A 16414-nucleotide genomic window follows, 5' to 3' on the forward strand; every position below is an offset into this window, starting at 1 on the left:
GCCAACGCTTTTTCCCGCGCCGCTTCGTCCTGCCCCCCCGAAAGGAACACCGAAACTAACAAATCATTCCGCATCGGTCAAGATGTTTTTTTAAAAAATTTCGACGGCCGCCCAGCAATAACTTAACACACTGATTCACCACAACTTTTTATACGAAGAGCCATTTCATAAACCTGTGCGCGCGGGATATCCAGCTCTATGCTTACTCGCTTCACAGCGTCCTTGAACGAAATATCACCCCGTTGCAGATAGTGCCTAAGAAGGTTTTTCATGTCGTCTTCACCGGGAGTCGCAGGCGCAGGAGCAGGCGCCACAAGGATCACGACCTCCCCTTTGACTTCGGCACCAGTAAAATGGCTCCTCACAGACGAGATCGGTCCGCGCGCGAATTCTTCATGGATCTTGGTCAACTCGCGCGCAACGACAATGTGGCGATCACCGAGAATCGCCAGCATATCGGTCAGCGTCGCCAGAAGACGCCCTGGCGCCTCATAAAATATGACGACCCGCTGCTCTCCCTTGAGATGGGCAAGCTTTTCGAGGCGCTTCTTTTCTCGGCTTGGAAGAAACCCTTCAAAGATGAAAGAGTCGGTGGGGAGGCCGGCTGTCGAAAGCGCCGCCACAAAAGCCGACGGTCCCGGCACGGGAACGACGGGGATGCCCTCGCCGGCGGCATCACGAACCAGTTGGTATCCGGGGTCAGAAATGCACGGGGTCCCCGCATCGGTCACCAGGGCAACGGATTGACCGTCACGAAGCCGTCCCAGGAGATATTCGCCTTTCAGCGATTTATTGTGATCAAAATAGGAGGTGAGTGGCTTGGTAATTCCGTATCTGGTAAGAAGCTTTCGAGTATGCCGCGTATCTTCGGCGGCAATAAGGTCGACCTCGCCAAGAATGCGGACTGCCCGGTAGGTAATGTCCTCAAGGTTGCCGATGGGTGTCGCGATAATGTACAGGATGCCTGGCACGGGAACGCTGCTGCGGACGCGGGATGCGCGTCACTTGCCCCAATCGCGGGAGTAGCGGAAATCGCGATCGATGGTGCGGTTGGAAACCTTGGCGATGACGGGCAACCGGCGCTTGAAATGGGAGTTCTGCACCTTGCTGCTCACCGTGTCGATAAAATCTGCCGCAAAGCCGCGCGCAAGCAGCTCAGGGCGATTCATGCGGAGATCAATCATGTGGTAGAGGAGTTCATCCACCTCGCGATAGGTGAAGCCAAGCTCCTGCTCGTCGGTCTGGCCGGCCCAGAGATCCGCGGATGGTTGCTTTTCAATGACCTGCCGTGGAACTCCCATGGCCTCGGAAAGCTGCCAGACGTGGGTTTTGTAAATGTCGCCGATCGGGTTGAGGGCGCTCGCCATGTCGCCGTAGAGCGTTCCGTACCCGAGCAGAAGTTCGGTCTTGTTGCTGGTGCCGAGGACAAGTGCCCCAAGGGCGGCGGAGTGATCGTAGAGAATTGTCATCCGCTCACGGGCCATTTTGTTGCCGCGGCGCATGGTGTTCGCATCGGGAAAGCGGGCAAAGTAGGCGTCAACCATGGGCGTTATTTCTATAACCTCATGGGTGATTCCCAGGTGATCGGCGACAAGGCGGGCATGGGTTTCGCTTTCGGGATTGCTCGTCCGGTAGGGCATGATAATGGCGTGCACATTGTCGGGGCCGAGTGCCTCGGCGGCAAGAAACGCAACCAGAGCGGAGTCGATGCCACCCGACAGTCCCAGTATCACCTTGCGCACGCCCACCTTGTGGACTTCTTCCCGCAGAAACCCCACCAGCACCTGGCGCAACAGCGCTGCATTGATCATGAGCCCGCCCATCAGCGCCCCCTCTCCCGCTCGATTCGGCGCAACTCATTCATGGTGATCGAGAGGCTTTCGTCCCGCATCATGGGCGAAAAAATCCGCTCACGGCGCAAAGAGCCTTCGTCGACGCCGGCGACCAGAAAATCCGCCTCCAGAATTCGCGCACGACTGGTAACGGAGCCCGATGGCGCCACGATCTCTGAGCCGCCCCAAAAACTGACGCCGTCCTCATAGCCTACGCGGTTGCAGAAGAGAACGCGGCAATTGAGAAACATGGCCGTGGTTGATGTCAGCTTCTGCCAGGCAATGGTCGAGCCGAGCCTGTCATCCTCCGTCACCCCTCGCCCAGGGCTGCTCGAAAGGCAGATTAACGTGGTTGCGCCATCCATGGCAAGGATGTAGGGAGCGGAAAGATGCCACATATCCTCGCATATAAGGAGCCCCATCCGGCCGAGACGGGTGTCAAAGGCCCGGAAGTGCTCTCCTCGCGCGAAATAGCGCTGCTCATCAAAGAGGCCGTAGGTGGGCAGATACACTTTTCGGTGGGTGTGGCGCAGTTCCCCGCCCTCAAGGTAAAGGGCGGTATTGAAAAAGCGATAATCGGCCGATGCTTCCACAAGGCCCACCACAATGGAAATGTGACGGGAAAGTTCCCGGAGGATATCGATTTCAGGCGCATCATGCCGCAGCGCCACATCCGGGACCAGGTCCTTGAGGAAGTATCCCGTCAGCGCCAACTCCGGAAAGACGACAAGATCAGCCTTCCCGTCGATGCCCCGTTCCACGGCCTGACGGACCATGAGGCAGTTATCGGCGACACAGCCGAGTTTCGGTTTGATCTGTGCCAGAGCAACAGTGAAATCCACGACATCTCCCCCGTACGTTTCGGCCTACGGTATCACAGGGACGGGGAAGGTTTCAACGGCAATTCCGGGTCAGTAGGCAAGCTCAAAGGCGTTGGTGATATGCTCTATACGGGGAGCATCGGAGGGAAGGAGGGTAATTGCGATGACATCGAACCGGGCGCTTTCGCCAAATCTGCCATTGCGGGCGAGCCACGTAAGGGCCGCTTTGGATATCTGCCGCTGCTTGAAGGGAGTAACTGCCAGTTGGGGGACGCCGTAGCCGGCCGTTCTCCTGGTTTTGACCTCGACGAACACGAGAGTCGTGCCGTCACGGGCTATGATGTCAACCTCCCCTCCCCTGCAGCGGAAGTTCCGGTCGATGATCCGGTAATTGAGCCGTTCAAGGTGGGCTGCGGCCAGGTCCTCTCCGCGGACACCGAGCAGCCTGTTATGATGACTGCCTTCCCCTACGGGCACCGGCTGTCTCCCAGGTGCTCCCTGACCCCCCGGAAGGTTGTGCGGTGAATGGGCGATGGGCCCAGGGCGGCAATGGCTGCCATGTGGGAGGCGCAACCGTACCCTTTGTGCTCGGCGAAACCGTAGCCGGGGTAGACCTGATCATACTCCCCCATGAGCCGGTCGCGGGTGACCTTGGCGATAATGGATGCTGCGGCAATGGAGATGCTTGCGCTGTCGCCCTTTTTGATGGTTTGCTGGGCCACGGGAAAAGGGATGGGAGAAATGCCGTCCACCAGGAGATAGTCGGGCGGCTCGGCCAGGCGTTCCACGGCTTCGCGCATGGCGGCAAGGGTAGCCTGGAGGATGTTGATCCGGTCGATGACCTGATGGTCCGCCGCACCGACGCCTATGGCAAGGGCAGTGCTTTGGATGAGGGCAAACAGGTCATCGCGACGCGCTGGGGTGAGCTTTTTGGAATCGTCGACGCCTGGCAGGTGGGCGCCGCGGGGGAGGATGACGGCCGCCGCCACGACGGGCCCGGCCAGGGGGCCGCGACCCGCCTCATCAACGCCGGCAATGGCGCGGTAGCCGCGGCGGGCAGCCCGGTTCTCGAAATCCCACACTGTGGGCTGCGGCTCGTGGTCGAACAGGGTTAACGGCACGGCCCCTCCTGCCGGAAAAGCGAAAGCCCCGCACTGGGCGGGGCTTCGTGGTTACTGAGCCGCCACGTACTTCTTTTCACGGATGCGGGCGGCCTTGCCGCGCAGCTTGCGGAGATAGTAGAGCTTGGCCCGGCGGACATGGCCGCGGGTAATCACTTCAATGGCGTCAACGGTGGGCGAGTGGAGGGGGAACACACGCTCGACCCCGATGTTGTTGGAAATCTTGCGAACGGTGAACGACTCGCGGATGCCGCCGTTCTGACGGCTGATGCATACCCCCTGGAACGCCTGGATGCGGCTCTTGTCGCCTTCCACGATTTTCACGTGAACCTTGAGAGTATCGCCCGGCTTGAAGGGGGGGATGTTCTTTTTCATTTGCTCCAGTTCAATTGCATCGATCTTGTTCATGCTTCTCTTCCTCCCGTTTATCTGACAGAAAACATCTGTTTGTTGTCAGGTCTATCTGGCGCGGGGCACCGTTTCATCGCACCCCGAACAGCCTGTCCATGATGATTGCCGCTGCCGACCGGACCGACAGGTGGTTATACTCGCCCGGCCCCCGAATCGGCTCGAGCACAAAGTCCGCCCGGTCGAAAAAATCCTCCGTAAGTCCCCACCCCGTCCCGAATACGATGAGATAGGGATTCTCGCGGTCATGCGCCATGATCGACGCCATCTGCTCATACCCGATGCTGCGCGGGTGCTGGCGGGCGCCGGTGGTAACGAGCCGGGCGGGTGCACCGTATTCGTTGCCGAGCTCTTCCAGGACCTCTTCGATGGAGTTCGAAATCCGCACGAGGTCCAGGGCAGCCTTGCGTTTGGGGTTATAGGATGCCCCCCACCCTTCCCGCCAATGCCTGACGATCCGACCGGCCAGTTCCTGCTGCCCCTCAACGGGGGTCACCAAGTAGTAACGATTGAGGCCAAAGGTCCGGGCTGACCGGGAAATATCGTGAATGTCAAGATTGGTGACGGCCGTTGCGACCACTTGCCGATTCTTGTCATACACCGGATAATGGACCAGGGCAACGCTCACCGCAGACCTGATGCACTCGCCGCGGGTCATGGCCCGTCTTTCCTTCCGAGCATCGCCAGATAGTCCCGGTCACTGCCGTTCAGTTCTGCCCCGTGGAGCAGATCGGGACGCACCCGCCTCGTCAGTTCAAGGGCCTTCTGCCGCCGCCAGCGGCCGATCTCGGCGTGGTTCCCCGACAGGAGGACATCCGGCACTCGCGCCCCCCTGAATTCCACCGGACGGGTGTACTGGGGGTATTCGAGCAGGCCATCCGCGAAAGAGTCGCATTCGGCCGAGCCGGGTGAACCGAGGACGCCGGGGATAAAGCGGATCACCGCGTCGACCATGACCATTGCGGCAAGTTCGCCTCCCGTGAGAACGAAATCGCCGATGGAAAATTCCTCATCCACAAAGAGATCGCGCACCCGCTCGTCTATTCCCTCATAGCGGCCGCAGACAATGATGAGCTCTTCACGGCCGGCCAGCTCGCGGGCAGCGTCATGGTCGAACCGCCGCCCCCGGGGGGTGGTCAGGATGACCCGTGCTGCCGGCCGCTCTGTCTTCACCGCCTCAATGCAGGCTGCAAGAGGCTCGACTTTCATGACCATGCCGTCGCCGCCGCCGTACGGGGCATCATCGACGACCCGGTGCCGATCGGTGGCATAGTCGCGGATATTGTGCAGACGAACGTCCACAAGCCCGCGTTCCACGGCCCGCCGGATGATGCTTTCGGTGAGGGGCCCGTCGAACATGGGTGGGAACAGCGTCACTATATCGAATTTCATAGATCGAGCAGCCCCTCGGGAGGGCTGACTGTCATGGTGCCGGCCTCAAGATCGACCTGCACCACCACGTCCTCTACGGCCGGAATGAGATATTCCCGGTCAGCGCCGCGGACAACGTAGACGTCGTGGCTTCCCGTGGGAAGTATCGAGTCGAGCCGGCCGATGGCGACTCCAGCCTCCGTCACGACCTGGAGGCCGATGAGGTCGCACCAGTAATACTCCCCATCTTCCAGGGAGGGGAACTGGTCGCGATGGGCGTAAAGCTCACAGCCGACCAGATGAAGCACCTCGTTTATATTCGTAAACTGCGTGAGCGAAAGGAGCACCCTGTTATGATGCACGGTCGCCCGCGCCACGGGGAATGTCTCCATTCTGCCGTCCTTTCCCTTGAGCACGACCGTCTCAAGGGAAAGGAGCGTATCAAATTCACCGGAAAAGGAAGCCACCTTGAGTTGCCCCCGAATCCCGTGAGTTGTCACTATCTTGCCGAGCAGCTCGAGATCATTCTGCCGCACCGGCTCACTGCTTCGCGTCATTATTCCACAATCTTCAGCACAGCTTTCTTGTTATCCTTGGTCGAAACCGCATTCAGCAGGGTCCTGATGGCCTTGGCCGTACGACCCTCCTTACCGATGATTCTTCCCATGTCCTCCTTGGCAACGGTCAACTTAATCACCGTCGCATCGTCCTCCATCTCCTCGGTGGTCCGTACCTGGGTGGGATCGTCCACAAGCGCCCTGGCAATGGTCTCTACGAGTTCTCTCATGTCGGTAACCTCTGTGATGGAAATGACCGGCGGACCGGGAATCAGTTTTCAATTACACAGACTTTGCGACGAATTTCTCCCAGATACCCGCTTTTTTGAGAATCTGCTTGACCGTATCGGTCGGTTGGGCTCCCTTGCCGAGCCACTCGAGGGTCTTGGTTTCCTCGAACTTGACGGCGGCGGGGTTCTGGTTGGGGTCGTAGGTCCCCACGTTCTCGATGAATCGACCGTCTCTCCGACTACGCACGTCGGCGACGACAATCTGGTAAAAGGGCTTCTTCTTGGCCCCGGCACGAGCCAGACGAATCTTGATGGCCATCTCTTCCTCCTGGTGGTGTCACGGCCCGGAGGCCGCATAGGTGAATGTCGTTATATCCTGCTTCGGACTGCGTATTAGTTCATCTAAAAGGGGAACATCCCCTTGCCCATCCCTTTCATGCCGCGCATCAGCCCCTTTGGTCCGAGTTTCTGGAGCTGCTTCATCATTTTCTGCGCCTCGGTGAAACGCTTGAGGAGCTGGTTCACCTCCTGAACGGTGGTGCCGCTCCCCTTGGCGATGCGCAGCCGCCTGCTGCCGTTGATGATCGCGTGGTTCGCACGCTCGGCAGGGGTCATGGAGCCGATGATCGCCTCGATCCTCTTGAGCTCTCGCTCGGAAGGCTGGGCGCCCTGCAACTGCTTCATGGCCTTGCCAACCCCCGGAATCATGCCGAGAATCGACTCGATGGAGCCCATTTTCTTGATCTGTTGCAACTGGTTGCGGAAATCTTCCAGGTCGAACTGGCTTTTCTTGAGCTTCTGCTGGAGCCGTTCGGCCTCCGTGGAATCAAAGGTCGCCTGTGCCTTCTCCACAAGGGTAAGAATATCGCCCATTCCGAGGACGCGCGACACCAGACGATCCGCATGAAAAACTTCCAGGGCGTCGAGCTTTTCGCCGACCCCCACCAACTTCACCGGCTTGCCGGTCACCGCCCGGATTGAAAGCGCCGCCCCACCCTTCGCATCACCGTCGAGCTTGGTGAGGACCACGCCGGTAATATCGAGCCGGTCATTGAAGCCGCTGGCCACATTGACCGCTTCCTGGCCGGTCATGGCGTCGGCGACAAAGAGGATTTCACGCGGTTCCGCCGCCTCCTTGATCCTGACGAGCTCATTCATGAGATACTCGTCGACCTGGTGGCGGCCGGCGGTGTCAAGAATGACCACGTCGAAGCCGTTGAGCGTTGCGTAACGGAGCGCTTCGCGGCAGATGTCGACCGGGTCCTGGTCTGCCCGGGAATCGAACACCTCCACGGACAGTTGCCGCCCGAGAGTTTTCAACTGCTCAATCGCCGCAGGCCGGTAGACGTCGGCAGGCACCAGAAGCGGCCGGCGCCGCTGCCCCTTGAGCAGCCTGGCCAGCTTGCCGCAGGAGGTGGTCTTGCCGGCTCCCTGGAGGCCCACCATCATGATGGGGACCGGCGGCTTTGCCGCCAGATCGAGGCTGTTGTCCTCGCCCCCGCCCATGAGGGCCACAAGTTCTTCCTGAACAATCTTGATGACCTGCTGCCCCGGCGTAAGGCTCTGAAGCACCTGGGTGCCGACGGCACGGCCACGAACCTTTTCGACAAAGTCCTTGACGACCTTGAAGTTGACGTCGGCCTCAAGAAGGACGAGCCGCACCTCGCGCAGCGCCTCCTTGATATTCTCCTCGCTCATCACCCCCTGACCGCGGAGTTTTTTAAAGAGGACGTCAAGTTTGTCGGAAAGATTTTCGAGCATTACCTTAATTAATTCAATAGATTATGCGACCCCGCCAAACACTTCGGCTACGGCGCGCACGTTACCATGGAGAAAGAGGTTAACTATAGTCCCCCTGTCTTCGGCCTGTCAAGACAAAAAAGACTTTGCCTCAGGCGAAGATAACGCCCCGGAAGGAACCGAACGTGGCAATACGCGGCAACGGACGCCGCGTGCCCGGGGTTACGGCAGCCGGCTGTAGCCGGCAGCGGTCATTTCGTGGATCTCCTCGGGTTCGAGACCGGCCTCCCGCAGGCTCGCCTCAACCGCTACGGCATCGGTCGATGCATAGCGGATGGCAAGACCGCAATCAGCGTGGAGGTCGCGGGGCGCAGGGATGAGAAGCATTGCCACCCCCTGGCTCTTGAGGAGCTTTTCGGCTTTCATGACGCGGTGGATCGAGTTGAAAATCGCAACGCGCTCTCCCTCGCGAACCATGGCGCTCCTTTCAAATCGAGAGTTCGCTGGCTGATTGACAAACGCCAGAGACTTCCATACTATGCCGAAAGAGGTGAACAATGCACGTATTTTTTATGATTTCGGGCCTGACGCTGACGGCTCTCCTCATCAATATTCCCCTCGGCTATCTTCGTCAGGGGTGCGAAAAGTTCACGTTCGGCTGGTATTTCTACATCCACATCTCCATTCCCCTCATCATCTACCTGCGTGTAAAGGCCGGCTTCAGTTGGAAATTCATCCCACTCACCCTTGGCGGCGCCGTCGCGGGACAGCTTATCGGCGGATTCATCCATCGCCGCCGTCAAAACAATGGGTGACTCTCGCGGACGGATGGGCAGACCCCGGGCAGTGGGCGACCTCCTGGCCGATGTCCTGCGGGGCAAGCCCGCGGAACGTCGCCTGAAGGAGGGACGCATCTGGCTGCTCTGGGACGAGGCCGTGGGAGAGCGCATTGCGTCCCGCGCCCGGCCGGTGGCCTTTCGCGACGGCACCCTCACCCTGGCCGTGGCGAGCGCGCCCTGGATGCAGCAGTTGAGTTTCCTGAAGGGTGAGATTACCGCCAGATTGAATAGCCTGCTGGGCGAGCCTGTCGTGCGCGACATCTACCTCAAGGCCGGACGCATCGAACCACCGGCGCAAGACGGGGACACCCCGTTCAGGCCCTCAAGAGAGCTGAGCTCTGCCGAAGAGCGGTTTATCGAGGACACCACGGAGCAGGTGGACGACCAGGAGCTCCGTGAAGCCCTTGCCTCGCTGATGCAGCGCCACTATTGCTCCGACGTGGAGTAACCCCCTTCCGGACCGTATTCCCCCAGCAGTTCCGCAACTTCTGCCGAGTAGGTATAGTCATCGTTTCGCACAACAAGGGGCGGCAGGACCTCGAGGTCGCCCCGGCGCCCCTTGGCGAACTCCACCATGGCCATGCGCGCCGGCGCGGTGCGGGTGCCGTGTACGAGCCGAAGGCGCAGACAGGCGAGCTTGAGGCGTGCGGCGTGGGCCATGAGCTCGGGGAGGCGGGCCGGGTGATAGATGAAGCAGATCCGGCCCGTGGTTTTTACGAGATATTTGGCGCTTTCGAGAAAATCGGCCAGGGTTGCGGTCGATTCGTGGCGGGCATCGTCCCGACCGGCCCGTGGGCTTATCTTTCCGGTCCCCCTCCTGCGGTAGGGAGGGTTGGACAGTACCAGATCAAAGGATGACACGGGAAAGCGCCGACGGAGACCGAGCACGTCTTCCCGCAGGATGGCGATCCTTTCGGCAAGGCCGTTGAGATGAACGTTATGCTCGGCGAGCTGCGCCATTCTTTCCTGGAACTCGACCCCAACAAAGGTGCTCCCCGGACAGCGGCGGGCAAGCACAAGGGGGATTATGCCGCTGCCAGTCCCCAGGTCGATTCCCCGTCCCCCCTCTGTCAGACAGGAAAACGCGCACAGGAGCAGGGGATCGAGGGAAAAGCGGTAACCGTCCCGTTGCTGGAGAATCTTGAGATCGTAAGCCCGGAGCTCATCCAGGGTTTCCGTCCCTTCCTCCGGAGCGCCACTCATCGTCACTCCCCGCCCCCTCTCCGCCTGCGGCTCAACAGCCACTCCCGTCCGACCATCAGGAGGAAAATAGCAAACGAAGTGAGCGTCAGGTACTTGCCGACCTTGAAGGGAAGCGGGTCGAAGGTGAACTCGACCCGGTGCCGGCCGGGGGGGAGGTAGACGCCTCGCAGGATGTAGTTGACGCGGTGAATCTCCGTGGGCGTTCCATCAACCCGGGCCCGCCATCCGGCGTGGAACTTCTCACCCAACACCAGCAGGGCGTTGCGTCCCGCCCTGACGTCACAGGCGATATCGTTGGCCTCGTAGCGGGTTACCGTCACCTCGCCCGCATCGCCCGCGGGCTGAGCCATCGGCGGAGGCATGGGGATGGGAGGCGGCACCTCAACGACGGCAAAGGAACGGGGATTGTACGAAGGCTGCTGCATGATGCCGAGGATCTGGCGCGGATCGCTGAGAAGCAAGGCGCTGGGGGCGAGCCACGCCTTGGGCAGGACTCCCCGGTTTTCCAGCACCAGCCGGCTGCCGTCCGGCGAGGCAAAGACCGGCACATAGCGCGGACCGAGCGCTTGCCGATCTTCCTCGTACTGCCGGGCATCGTGCACCAGATAGCGGACATTCATCATATCCGGCATGGCCGAATCAAAGTTGAAGGATTCCAGGAAATCCTGCCAGCGGGCAATCTGCACGGGATTCGAGGTAAACATGACCGGAATGCCGTGGCTCACGTATTCCATGGGGTCGCTGCCGTCGATGGGGAGCACCCGGCCGGTCTTCGGCATGGGGGCAAGGAACTCCACCACCGGCGATTTCTCGCCCTTGACCTTCTGCGGCACATCCTGCAGCAGCATGAACTTGGCATTCACCCGCCCCACGTCGACCAGGAATACCCCCACGAGCAGGTAGGGCAGGGCACGGCGCGATAACCACCCCCGTGCCCAGCTCCACAGCACGGCTCCGTAGACCGCGGCAAATGCGGCGGCAATGGCGATTTCCCGCTGGATGGTCTGCCACCGCTGGGCCACCAGGGCCGGTCCCTGCTCGAAGCGGGTCGGCTGGGTGATCATGGGTGACAGGAGATCCATAACATAGGGACGCGCGGCCATGGTGATGCCGAGCAAGGCCAGGAGCACCGGAACAAGGGCGATGGCTCCTGCCAGATAGCGACGGAAAGCCGATGTGGCACGGACCTCGTCATCCAGCAGGAGGTCGGCTCCCCGGGCCGCGAGGATCGCGAGCCCCAGGGTCGTGACGAACAGCATCATTTTGGGGACCCGGAAATGGTCGATACCGGGGAAGTGCTCGTAGAGCAGCCAGTAAAAAGGGGTGTACTTGCCGAAGGAGAAGAAGAGCCCCCCGACAACGGCGCCGAAGGCGAGCCAGGCATACCGGTCGCGGCGGAAGATGAACGGCAGCGGGGCTAGGAGCCAGGGGAGCAGCCCCATGTAGTCCGTGGTCTGGGTGAAGACCATCCGCCCCCAGTAGTAGGTGCCGTGGGAGGGGTCGTCGTAGCCCCCCTCCTGGCGGGACAGACCGAAAAATCCGGGGAGCACGAAGGTGATGGTCTCTTCCGGCGGCATGGACCAGGACATGGCCTCTTCCACCTGGAGCCCCCCCTGCCCCTGGTTCGACCCGCTCTGGAGGCCGCGGGTGGTCTCCCTGGACCAATCGGCCAGGGGGATGAGGGAGATGGCGACCGTGGAGAGGAAAAAGCAGAGAATGACTGCATTGAGGCCGGCGAGCCGGGCAATCCCCTTGCCCGTCCGGCTGCCGGGATCACTCGCGATGATGCCGGCGGTCCGGCACAGACCGTACGCCCCGATGGCAAGGCAGGTATAGAAGGCGATCTGCCAGTGCATGTTGAAGAACTGGATGGCCAGCACCACGGCACTGGCGAGAAAGAATATCGTCCGCCGGGACTGGTATCCCCGCTCAATGAAATAGAATGCCCAGGGGGCAAAACTGATGGTGGCGATCTTCTGGGCGTGTCCCGCATTGATGAGCGAGGCGTTTTCCGGCGCGATGGCGAAAATCAGCCCGCCCAGAAGCGCCGCGGCGCGCCCCGTGCCAATGGCGCGGCAGAGGAAATAGGTGCCAGCCCCACCCACGAAGAGGTGGAACACGATGAACCAGGCCACGTTGGCCGGCGCCGGGAAGAGCCAGAACATGAGGCTGCGGTAGAAGAGGAACTGGAGCGACAGGGTCCCGCCCCCCTCGGTCGTCCCGCCGTTGGCGAGCCAGTCCCAGCCGGCCCGGAGATGCACCCGGAACAGGTCCGGGAAGCCCATTTCCTTGTAGTGCTTGATGGTCCAGTAGAACTCGTTGGTAATGTCCGGAGCCCTGATGATCTTGCCGGTAAAGAGGATCTTGGCGAAAAAGAGCACGAGGATCGCCAGGAGCGCCCCCATCAGCAGGAGGTCTTTTTTTCGTTCGGTAGTCACGTCAGGTTCCGTCTCCTCGTCAGGGTGTCGTAGAAAGCGTCGAGCCGCGCTGCGGCGTCGCGCCAGTTAAAGCGGGACAGGATTCTCTCGCGTCCGGCAGCGCCCACGGCCCGGCGCCGGACCGGGTCGGCCAGGAGCCCGGCGGTCCGCGCGATCATCTCGTCGGGGGCACCGGGGCGGCAGAGGATGCCGGAGATGCCATCCTCCGCGTATTCGGCGATCTGTCCCACCCGGTCGGCCACCACCGGCACGCCGGCGCGCATCAACTCCGTCAGCTTGGCGGGGCATTTGGCGCGATTCACCAGGGTATCCGCGAAGGGATAGAGAGCCACGTCGCCGGCGGCGAACCAGTGGGGCAGCTCATCGGGCTCCACCCAGCCGGCGATATGGAGGGAATCGGCAAAACCCTGCGCCCGCGCAGCGGCAGCCAGCAGTTCCTCCTCCCGGTTCCGCCCCTTTCCCACCACCAGGAACCGGATGCCGGGTACCTTGCGGAAAAGCCCGGCAAAGATCCGGTGCAGATCGTCCTGGCTGAACTCGAAAAAACGGGTATAGAGCAGGACCACCGGTGCGTTGCCGGCGATGCCGAGGCGTGCCCTCACCTGCGCGCCGTTGCCCGGCGGCTGGTCATCGACGCAGTTGGGCAGGTAGAGCAGCCGTTCCGGCGCTACCCCCATGGCTGCCATGCGCGCCTCCAGCTCGCGGCTCGCCACAGTCACCCCCCTGGCGCGGGGCGGCAGCCACTCTTCCTGGAACGCAAACAGGAGACGCTGGGCCCGGGAGTAGTCATGGAGGGCGTTCATGCCCCCCCGGCCTTCCCAATCGTCCGTATCGAGGAACAGCGGCGCACGCCGGGACGCAGTCAGCAGGTGGAGCATGGCGGCAAGCCCGCCATACCCCTTGGGCTTGAACAGATGGATCAGATCCGGCTCTTCCTCCCGGGCGGCCCGGTACATGCGCCAGGCAAGGACCGGCGCCGACAGGGCAGCCCCGCCGGGAGCCAGACGGATATTTCGCAGCCGCACCCCCCGGACCTCCTCCGTGCGCCCCGAGTCTTCGGGATTGGTGTACGGCGGGGCGACAATCGTGACCCGGTGACCGAGCGCCTGGAGTTCCGCCGCCAGGGGGACCATGCGGGCCACAACCGTTCCCTTGGGACGGATGCCGAAGGGTGCCAGGAAGACGATCTTCATGCCGCTATCCCCCATAGGGCCCGAACCTGCCGCGTCGGAAATCAAGGAATCCCCGCCACATCATGCGCAGCTTGGCCGTCTTTTCCCGCTCGAAGATGAGGATACTCGCCACCTCCTTGCCAAGCCGCACCAGGTCGAAAAGGCAATGGGCCGGGAAATCCCGCAGGTATTCGGCAAAGACCGCGCAGCGGTTGCGGGTCTTGTAGTAGCGGCGCAGTGGCGAGTGGTGCGTGGCCACGAACGGCCCGTAGCGCCGCAGGTCGCCGACCCGGTGATGGAGCAGCGCCCGGTTGGCGCGAATGACCTGAAAGCCCTTTTTCCGCAGGCGGAGGCAGTATTCGTTGTCCACAAAATCGATGAAAAAGTCGTCGCGGAACGGTCCGGCCTCCCGGAATGCGGCGAGATTCACCAGGCAGCCCGATGTCATGGGAGTCATGACGTCGCTGCACGGGGTTGTTCCGCCGGGCGCCGGCCGGGCGCCGGTCAGGTGGAAGGGGGCCACGATCCCCACCCGGTCGCGCCAGTCGCTGCCGAGGCACGCCAGCATCTGCTCGACCATTCCGGGTTCGGCGCGGCTGTCCTGATCCATGGTCAGGAGGAGGTCGAAGCCTTCAACCAGAGCCTCCCTGGCCGCCCGGTTCAGCGCGGCGGCAATGCCGAGGTTCCGGCCTTCGCCGACAATGGTCGCGCCGAACCTGTCCCGCAGTCGGGAATGGAGTTCATGGTCCTGCTCTTCGGAGTTGTCGACCACGATCAGTTCATGCACCTGATGCTGGTAACTCGCGACAGCATCCAGGACAGAGCTGTCGGGCCGGTAGAGAACGACCACCCCGGCCGTTCTGATGTCAGCCAGCCGATCACCTTTCATCTGCCGGCCTGGGGCGATCGTTCCAGAATTGCCAGGGATTCGGCCCCGCCCCGGGATCTGATCACTGCCTTGACGCTGAAATCGCTCCTGATGCAGGTGGTGAAGTAGTCGAGCAGGGTCACGAACGATTCCCTCGAAAAGACATGAAAATGGATTTCCGCCTTGCCGGCCGACATGGTTTCCACCAGGGACTCGAGCTCTTCGCCGGACAGGTTCCGGTAGTGCCGGTTTCGTGCATCGGAATTGGGCGTGGAGATGGTCAGCCACTCCCGGTAATGCAACCGGTTTTTTTCGTCCAGCGACTGGGGATTGCCGTCCCGCACCAGTTCATAGTCATCGATGAAGTGCTGCAGAGGCGTCAGCGGACGCCCCTTGTCGAAACACCTGCTGCCGATCGGCACGGTAATGAACAGCGTTCCCCCCGGCCGAAGGCCCCTTGCCCAGTTGGACAGGACCTGGAGCGGATTCGATGCGTGCTCGAGCACGTGGTTGGCGATCACGAAATCCTGGGAGCAGTCCGGAATACTGGCAAGGGTAAATCCATCTTCCACGTAGTCGGTCGGCACGATGCTGGCCGCATCGAGCTCGGGGAACTTGCGGATGTTTTCTTCCTGCGACACGTAATCCACATACTTGACGGTTACGCCGGACGGGACCTGCTGCGGAAAGTGAAGCGCTCCTATTTCGAGCCCGCTCCCCCTCAGGAATCGCGCGGCCGCCCTTTTTCTGGCCAGATACGACGGGAATATTCCCGATTCCTTGACCGCTGCCTTCAAGGATGACAAAAACCGTGTAGCCACTCTGCTCCCCTCTCTCCGTAACGAATCAGATTGCCCGGGCGGCAATGAGCTTGCTGAAGACGAACAAGAGTTTCTCCACCCTCCCGGCGGCGGGGAAAAGCGTATCCCTGTGCTTCAGTGCCAGAGCGAATGCTTTCATCCTGTTGCCGCCGGAAAGAAGAGATTCCGCATATTCGCCGACCTCTTCCAGAAACGACCATTCCGCCGGGGTCAGGTTCAACCTGTCGGCCATTTCACGATAGCGACGCGCCCTGCCGGCAAGCAGCTCATAGTATCCGCGTTTTTCCGCCGCGGTTTTGCCCATGAGGTGGGCGGCGATCCGCGTCGGCAGCCCCGCCCTCACGTTTGCGCCGGTATAATTGTGTGCGTGCTGCCGATACTTCGTCAGCTTCGCGGCATGATAAACGACCCCGTTGCGGCGCGAGGCCGCGACCGCGAGCCACCAGTCGTGGTAGGTTTCCTCTTCGGGGATCGGCAGCGCGGTTGCCAGGAGATCACGCCTGAGCATGGCCGTGCACCCGGTGACGCAATTGTTGCAGACAAAGTATTCGAAGCAGGTGCCGCTGACCGGCCTTACCCCGGAAACCTCCACCAGTGAGCCGGGCAACGGCTGGTCGTCCCCGTCGATCAGGAGCGCGTCGGTATATATCAGAGAGTGCGGGCCGATCTCCCGCACCAGGGTCTCGATCTTTTCGGGGAGCCAGATGTCGTCCTGGTCGGAAAGCGCTATGAACTCCCCGCTGCAACCGGCAAGGGCCCGCTCGAAATTCCTCACAAAGCCGAGATTGCGTTCATTCACCCGGAAGGTTATGCCGTGCGCCCGGCGGTACTCCTCCAGAATGGCAACCGTTCCATCGCGCGAACAGTCGTCGGAGACGACGATCTCGATGTTGCGATAGGTCTGCGCCAGAACCGAGTCAAGCTGGCGCCTGAGATAGCGTTCGCCGTTATAGGTCGCCAGGGCGACGGACACAAGCGGAATCTCGCGCATGC

The 16414-nt window shown here is 61.4% G+C and carries 21 protein-coding genes; 2 read left to right on the plus strand and 19 right to left on the minus strand.

The annotated features are described in order from the left end of the window. Window positions 1–122 precede the first annotated feature (122 nt). The 13 genes from rsmI to AC6CDK_RS10175 all read right to left on the minus strand — a co-directional run bounded on the left by rsmI (window position 123) and on the right by AC6CDK_RS10175 (window position 8557). The gene (gene rsmI, locus AC6CDK_RS10115) at window positions 123–971 is read right to left on the minus strand and encodes a 16S rRNA (cytidine(1402)-2'-O)-methyltransferase (protein WP_066357037.1); all 849 of its coding nucleotides are present in this window, start codon (window positions 969–971) and stop codon (window positions 123–125) included. 30 nt (window positions 972–1001) lie between these two features. Beyond that, window positions 1002–1823 (minus strand): NAD+ synthase, encoded by an 822-nt coding sequence (locus AC6CDK_RS10120; protein WP_039642966.1) that lies wholly within the window; start codon window positions 1821–1823, stop codon window positions 1002–1004. Then, window positions 1823–2674: a nitrilase-related carbon-nitrogen hydrolase gene (locus AC6CDK_RS10125; protein WP_066357036.1), complete on the minus strand. Its 852-nt coding sequence runs from the start codon at window positions 2672–2674 to the stop codon at window positions 1823–1825. The genes AC6CDK_RS10120 and AC6CDK_RS10125 overlap by 1 nt, the downstream gene beginning before the upstream one ends. 69 nt (window positions 2675–2743) lie before the next feature. Beyond that, on the minus strand, window positions 2744–3130 hold the full coding sequence (locus AC6CDK_RS10130; protein ID WP_039642962.1) for a YraN family protein: 387 nt from the start codon (window positions 3128–3130) through the stop codon (window positions 2744–2746). Next, window positions 3121–3774, minus strand: a complete 654-nt coding sequence (gene rnhB / locus AC6CDK_RS10135; protein ID WP_066357034.1) for a ribonuclease HII — start codon at window positions 3772–3774, stop codon at window positions 3121–3123. The genes AC6CDK_RS10130 and rnhB overlap by 10 nt, the downstream gene beginning before the upstream one ends. A gap of 51 nt (window positions 3775–3825) precedes the next feature. Next, window positions 3826–4182 (minus strand): 50S ribosomal protein L19, encoded by a 357-nt coding sequence (rplS, locus tag AC6CDK_RS10140; protein ID WP_010941309.1) that lies wholly within the window; start codon window positions 4180–4182, stop codon window positions 3826–3828. Window positions 4183–4255: 73 nt separating this feature from the next. Beyond that, window positions 4256–4840, minus strand: coding sequence for an RNA methyltransferase (locus AC6CDK_RS10145; protein ID WP_039642958.1), 585 nt, complete (start codon window positions 4838–4840; stop codon window positions 4256–4258). Beyond that, on the minus strand, window positions 4837–5574 hold the full coding sequence (gene trmD / locus AC6CDK_RS10150; RefSeq protein ID WP_039642956.1) for a tRNA (guanosine(37)-N1)-methyltransferase TrmD: 738 nt from the start codon (window positions 5572–5574) through the stop codon (window positions 4837–4839). The genes AC6CDK_RS10145 and trmD overlap by 4 nt, the downstream gene beginning before the upstream one ends. Beyond that, window positions 5571–6110 carry a ribosome maturation factor RimM gene (gene rimM / locus AC6CDK_RS10155; RefSeq protein ID WP_052269365.1) on the minus strand — a complete coding sequence of 180 codons (540 nt, stop codon included), beginning with the start codon at window positions 6108–6110 and terminating at the stop codon, window positions 5571–5573. The genes trmD and rimM overlap by 4 nt, the downstream gene beginning before the upstream one ends. Next, window positions 6110–6340: a KH domain-containing protein gene (locus AC6CDK_RS10160; protein WP_010941305.1), complete on the minus strand. Its 231-nt coding sequence runs from the start codon at window positions 6338–6340 to the stop codon at window positions 6110–6112. Before AC6CDK_RS10160 ends, rimM begins: the two co-directional genes overlap by 1 nt. 52 nt (window positions 6341–6392) lie before the next feature. Then, the gene (gene rpsP, locus AC6CDK_RS10165) at window positions 6393–6659 is read right to left on the minus strand and encodes a 30S ribosomal protein S16 (RefSeq protein ID WP_039642952.1); all 267 of its coding nucleotides are present in this window, start codon (window positions 6657–6659) and stop codon (window positions 6393–6395) included. A gap of 83 nt (window positions 6660–6742) precedes the next feature. After that, complete coding sequence (gene ffh, locus AC6CDK_RS10170; protein ID WP_039642950.1) at window positions 6743–8101, minus strand: signal recognition particle protein; 1359 nt, start codon at window positions 8099–8101, stop codon at window positions 6743–6745. 201 nt (window positions 8102–8302) lie between these two features. After that, window positions 8303–8557 carry a putative Se/S carrier protein gene (locus tag AC6CDK_RS10175; protein WP_039642948.1) on the minus strand — a complete coding sequence of 85 codons (255 nt, stop codon included), beginning with the start codon at window positions 8555–8557 and terminating at the stop codon, window positions 8303–8305. A gap of 80 nt (window positions 8558–8637) precedes the next feature. Here AC6CDK_RS10175 and AC6CDK_RS10180 point away from each other — a divergent pair, with 80 nt between their 5' ends. Further along, a complete protein-coding gene (locus AC6CDK_RS10180; protein ID WP_039642946.1) occupies window positions 8638–8895 on the plus strand; it encodes a hypothetical protein in 258 nt (85 codons plus the stop codon). Between the two features lie 13 nt (window positions 8896–8908). Next, a complete protein-coding gene (locus AC6CDK_RS10185) occupies window positions 8909–9367 on the plus strand; it encodes a DciA family protein (protein ID WP_226048412.1) in 459 nt (152 codons plus the stop codon). On the opposite strand, the gene AC6CDK_RS10190 is transcribed toward AC6CDK_RS10185, so the two are convergent. From AC6CDK_RS10190 to AC6CDK_RS10215, 6 genes are read right to left on the minus strand one after another with little or no spacing between them, the layout of a single operon-like run. Further along, entirely contained in the window at window positions 9346–10122 is a 777-nt protein-coding gene (locus tag AC6CDK_RS10190; protein ID WP_066357030.1) for a tRNA1(Val) (adenine(37)-N6)-methyltransferase, read from the minus strand. The two genes, AC6CDK_RS10185 and AC6CDK_RS10190, sit on opposite strands and share 22 nt — an antisense overlap. Window positions 10123–10124: 2 nt before the next feature. Next, complete coding sequence (locus AC6CDK_RS10195) at window positions 10125–12560, minus strand: YfhO family protein (RefSeq protein WP_192905612.1); 2436 nt, start codon at window positions 12558–12560, stop codon at window positions 10125–10127. After that, entirely contained in the window at window positions 12557–13753 is a 1197-nt protein-coding gene (locus AC6CDK_RS10200) for a glycosyltransferase family 4 protein (RefSeq protein ID WP_496639821.1), read from the minus strand. The genes AC6CDK_RS10195 and AC6CDK_RS10200 overlap by 4 nt, the downstream gene beginning before the upstream one ends. A gap of 4 nt (window positions 13754–13757) precedes the next feature. Beyond that, the gene (locus AC6CDK_RS10205; RefSeq protein ID WP_192905614.1) at window positions 13758–14621 is read right to left on the minus strand and encodes a glycosyltransferase family 2 protein; all 864 of its coding nucleotides are present in this window, start codon (window positions 14619–14621) and stop codon (window positions 13758–13760) included. Continuing rightward, window positions 14618–15421 carry a class I SAM-dependent methyltransferase gene (locus AC6CDK_RS10210; RefSeq protein ID WP_192905615.1) on the minus strand — a complete coding sequence of 268 codons (804 nt, stop codon included), beginning with the start codon at window positions 15419–15421 and terminating at the stop codon, window positions 14618–14620. Before AC6CDK_RS10210 ends, AC6CDK_RS10205 begins: the two co-directional genes overlap by 4 nt. Before the next feature lie 25 nt (window positions 15422–15446). Then, window positions 15447–16412, minus strand: coding sequence for a glycosyltransferase family 2 protein (locus tag AC6CDK_RS10215; RefSeq protein WP_192905616.1), 966 nt, complete (start codon window positions 16410–16412; stop codon window positions 15447–15449). Between the last annotated feature and the right edge of the window lie 2 nt (window positions 16413–16414).

Source organism: Geobacter sp. PheSNFMC, from assembly GCF_059620965.1.

Coding starts and splice junctions, on each gene's coding strand:
- AC6CDK_RS10120 (WP_039642966.1), bottom strand. CDS start 1,823: ATGGGCGGGCTCATGATCAATGCAGCGCTGTTGCGCCAGGTGCTGGTG.
- AC6CDK_RS10200 (WP_496639821.1), bottom strand. CDS start 13,753: ATGAAGATCGTCTTCCTGGCACCCTTCGGCATCCGTCCCAAGGGAACG.
- rpsP (WP_039642952.1), bottom strand. CDS start 6,659: ATGGCCATCAAGATTCGTCTGGCTCGTGCCGGGGCCAAGAAGAAGCCC.
- AC6CDK_RS10215 (WP_192905616.1), bottom strand. CDS start 16,412: ATGCGCGAGATTCCGCTTGTGTCCGTCGCCCTGGCGACCTATAACGGC.
- ffh (WP_039642950.1), bottom strand. CDS start 8,101: ATGCTCGAAAATCTTTCCGACAAACTTGACGTCCTCTTTAAAAAACTC.
- AC6CDK_RS10205 (WP_192905614.1), bottom strand. CDS start 14,621: ATGAAAGGTGATCGGCTGGCTGACATCAGAACGGCCGGGGTGGTCGTT.
- AC6CDK_RS10175 (WP_039642948.1), bottom strand. CDS start 8,557: ATGGTTCGCGAGGGAGAGCGCGTTGCGATTTTCAACTCGATCCACCGC.
- trmD (WP_039642956.1), bottom strand. CDS start 5,574: ATGAAATTCGATATAGTGACGCTGTTCCCACCCATGTTCGACGGGCCC.
- rimM (WP_052269365.1), bottom strand. CDS start 6,110: ATGACGCGAAGCAGTGAGCCGGTGCGGCAGAATGATCTCGAGCTGCTC.
- AC6CDK_RS10160 (WP_010941305.1), bottom strand. CDS start 6,340: ATGAGAGAACTCGTAGAGACCATTGCCAGGGCGCTTGTGGACGATCCC.
- AC6CDK_RS10190 (WP_066357030.1), bottom strand. CDS start 10,122: ATGAGTGGCGCTCCGGAGGAAGGGACGGAAACCCTGGATGAGCTCCGG.
- AC6CDK_RS10180 (WP_039642946.1), top strand. CDS start 8,638: ATGCACGTATTTTTTATGATTTCGGGCCTGACGCTGACGGCTCTCCTC.
- AC6CDK_RS10145 (WP_039642958.1), bottom strand. CDS start 4,840: ATGACCCGCGGCGAGTGCATCAGGTCTGCGGTGAGCGTTGCCCTGGTC.
- AC6CDK_RS10185 (WP_226048412.1), top strand. CDS start 8,909: ATGGGCAGACCCCGGGCAGTGGGCGACCTCCTGGCCGATGTCCTGCGG.
- rplS (WP_010941309.1), bottom strand. CDS start 4,182: ATGAACAAGATCGATGCAATTGAACTGGAGCAAATGAAAAAGAACATC.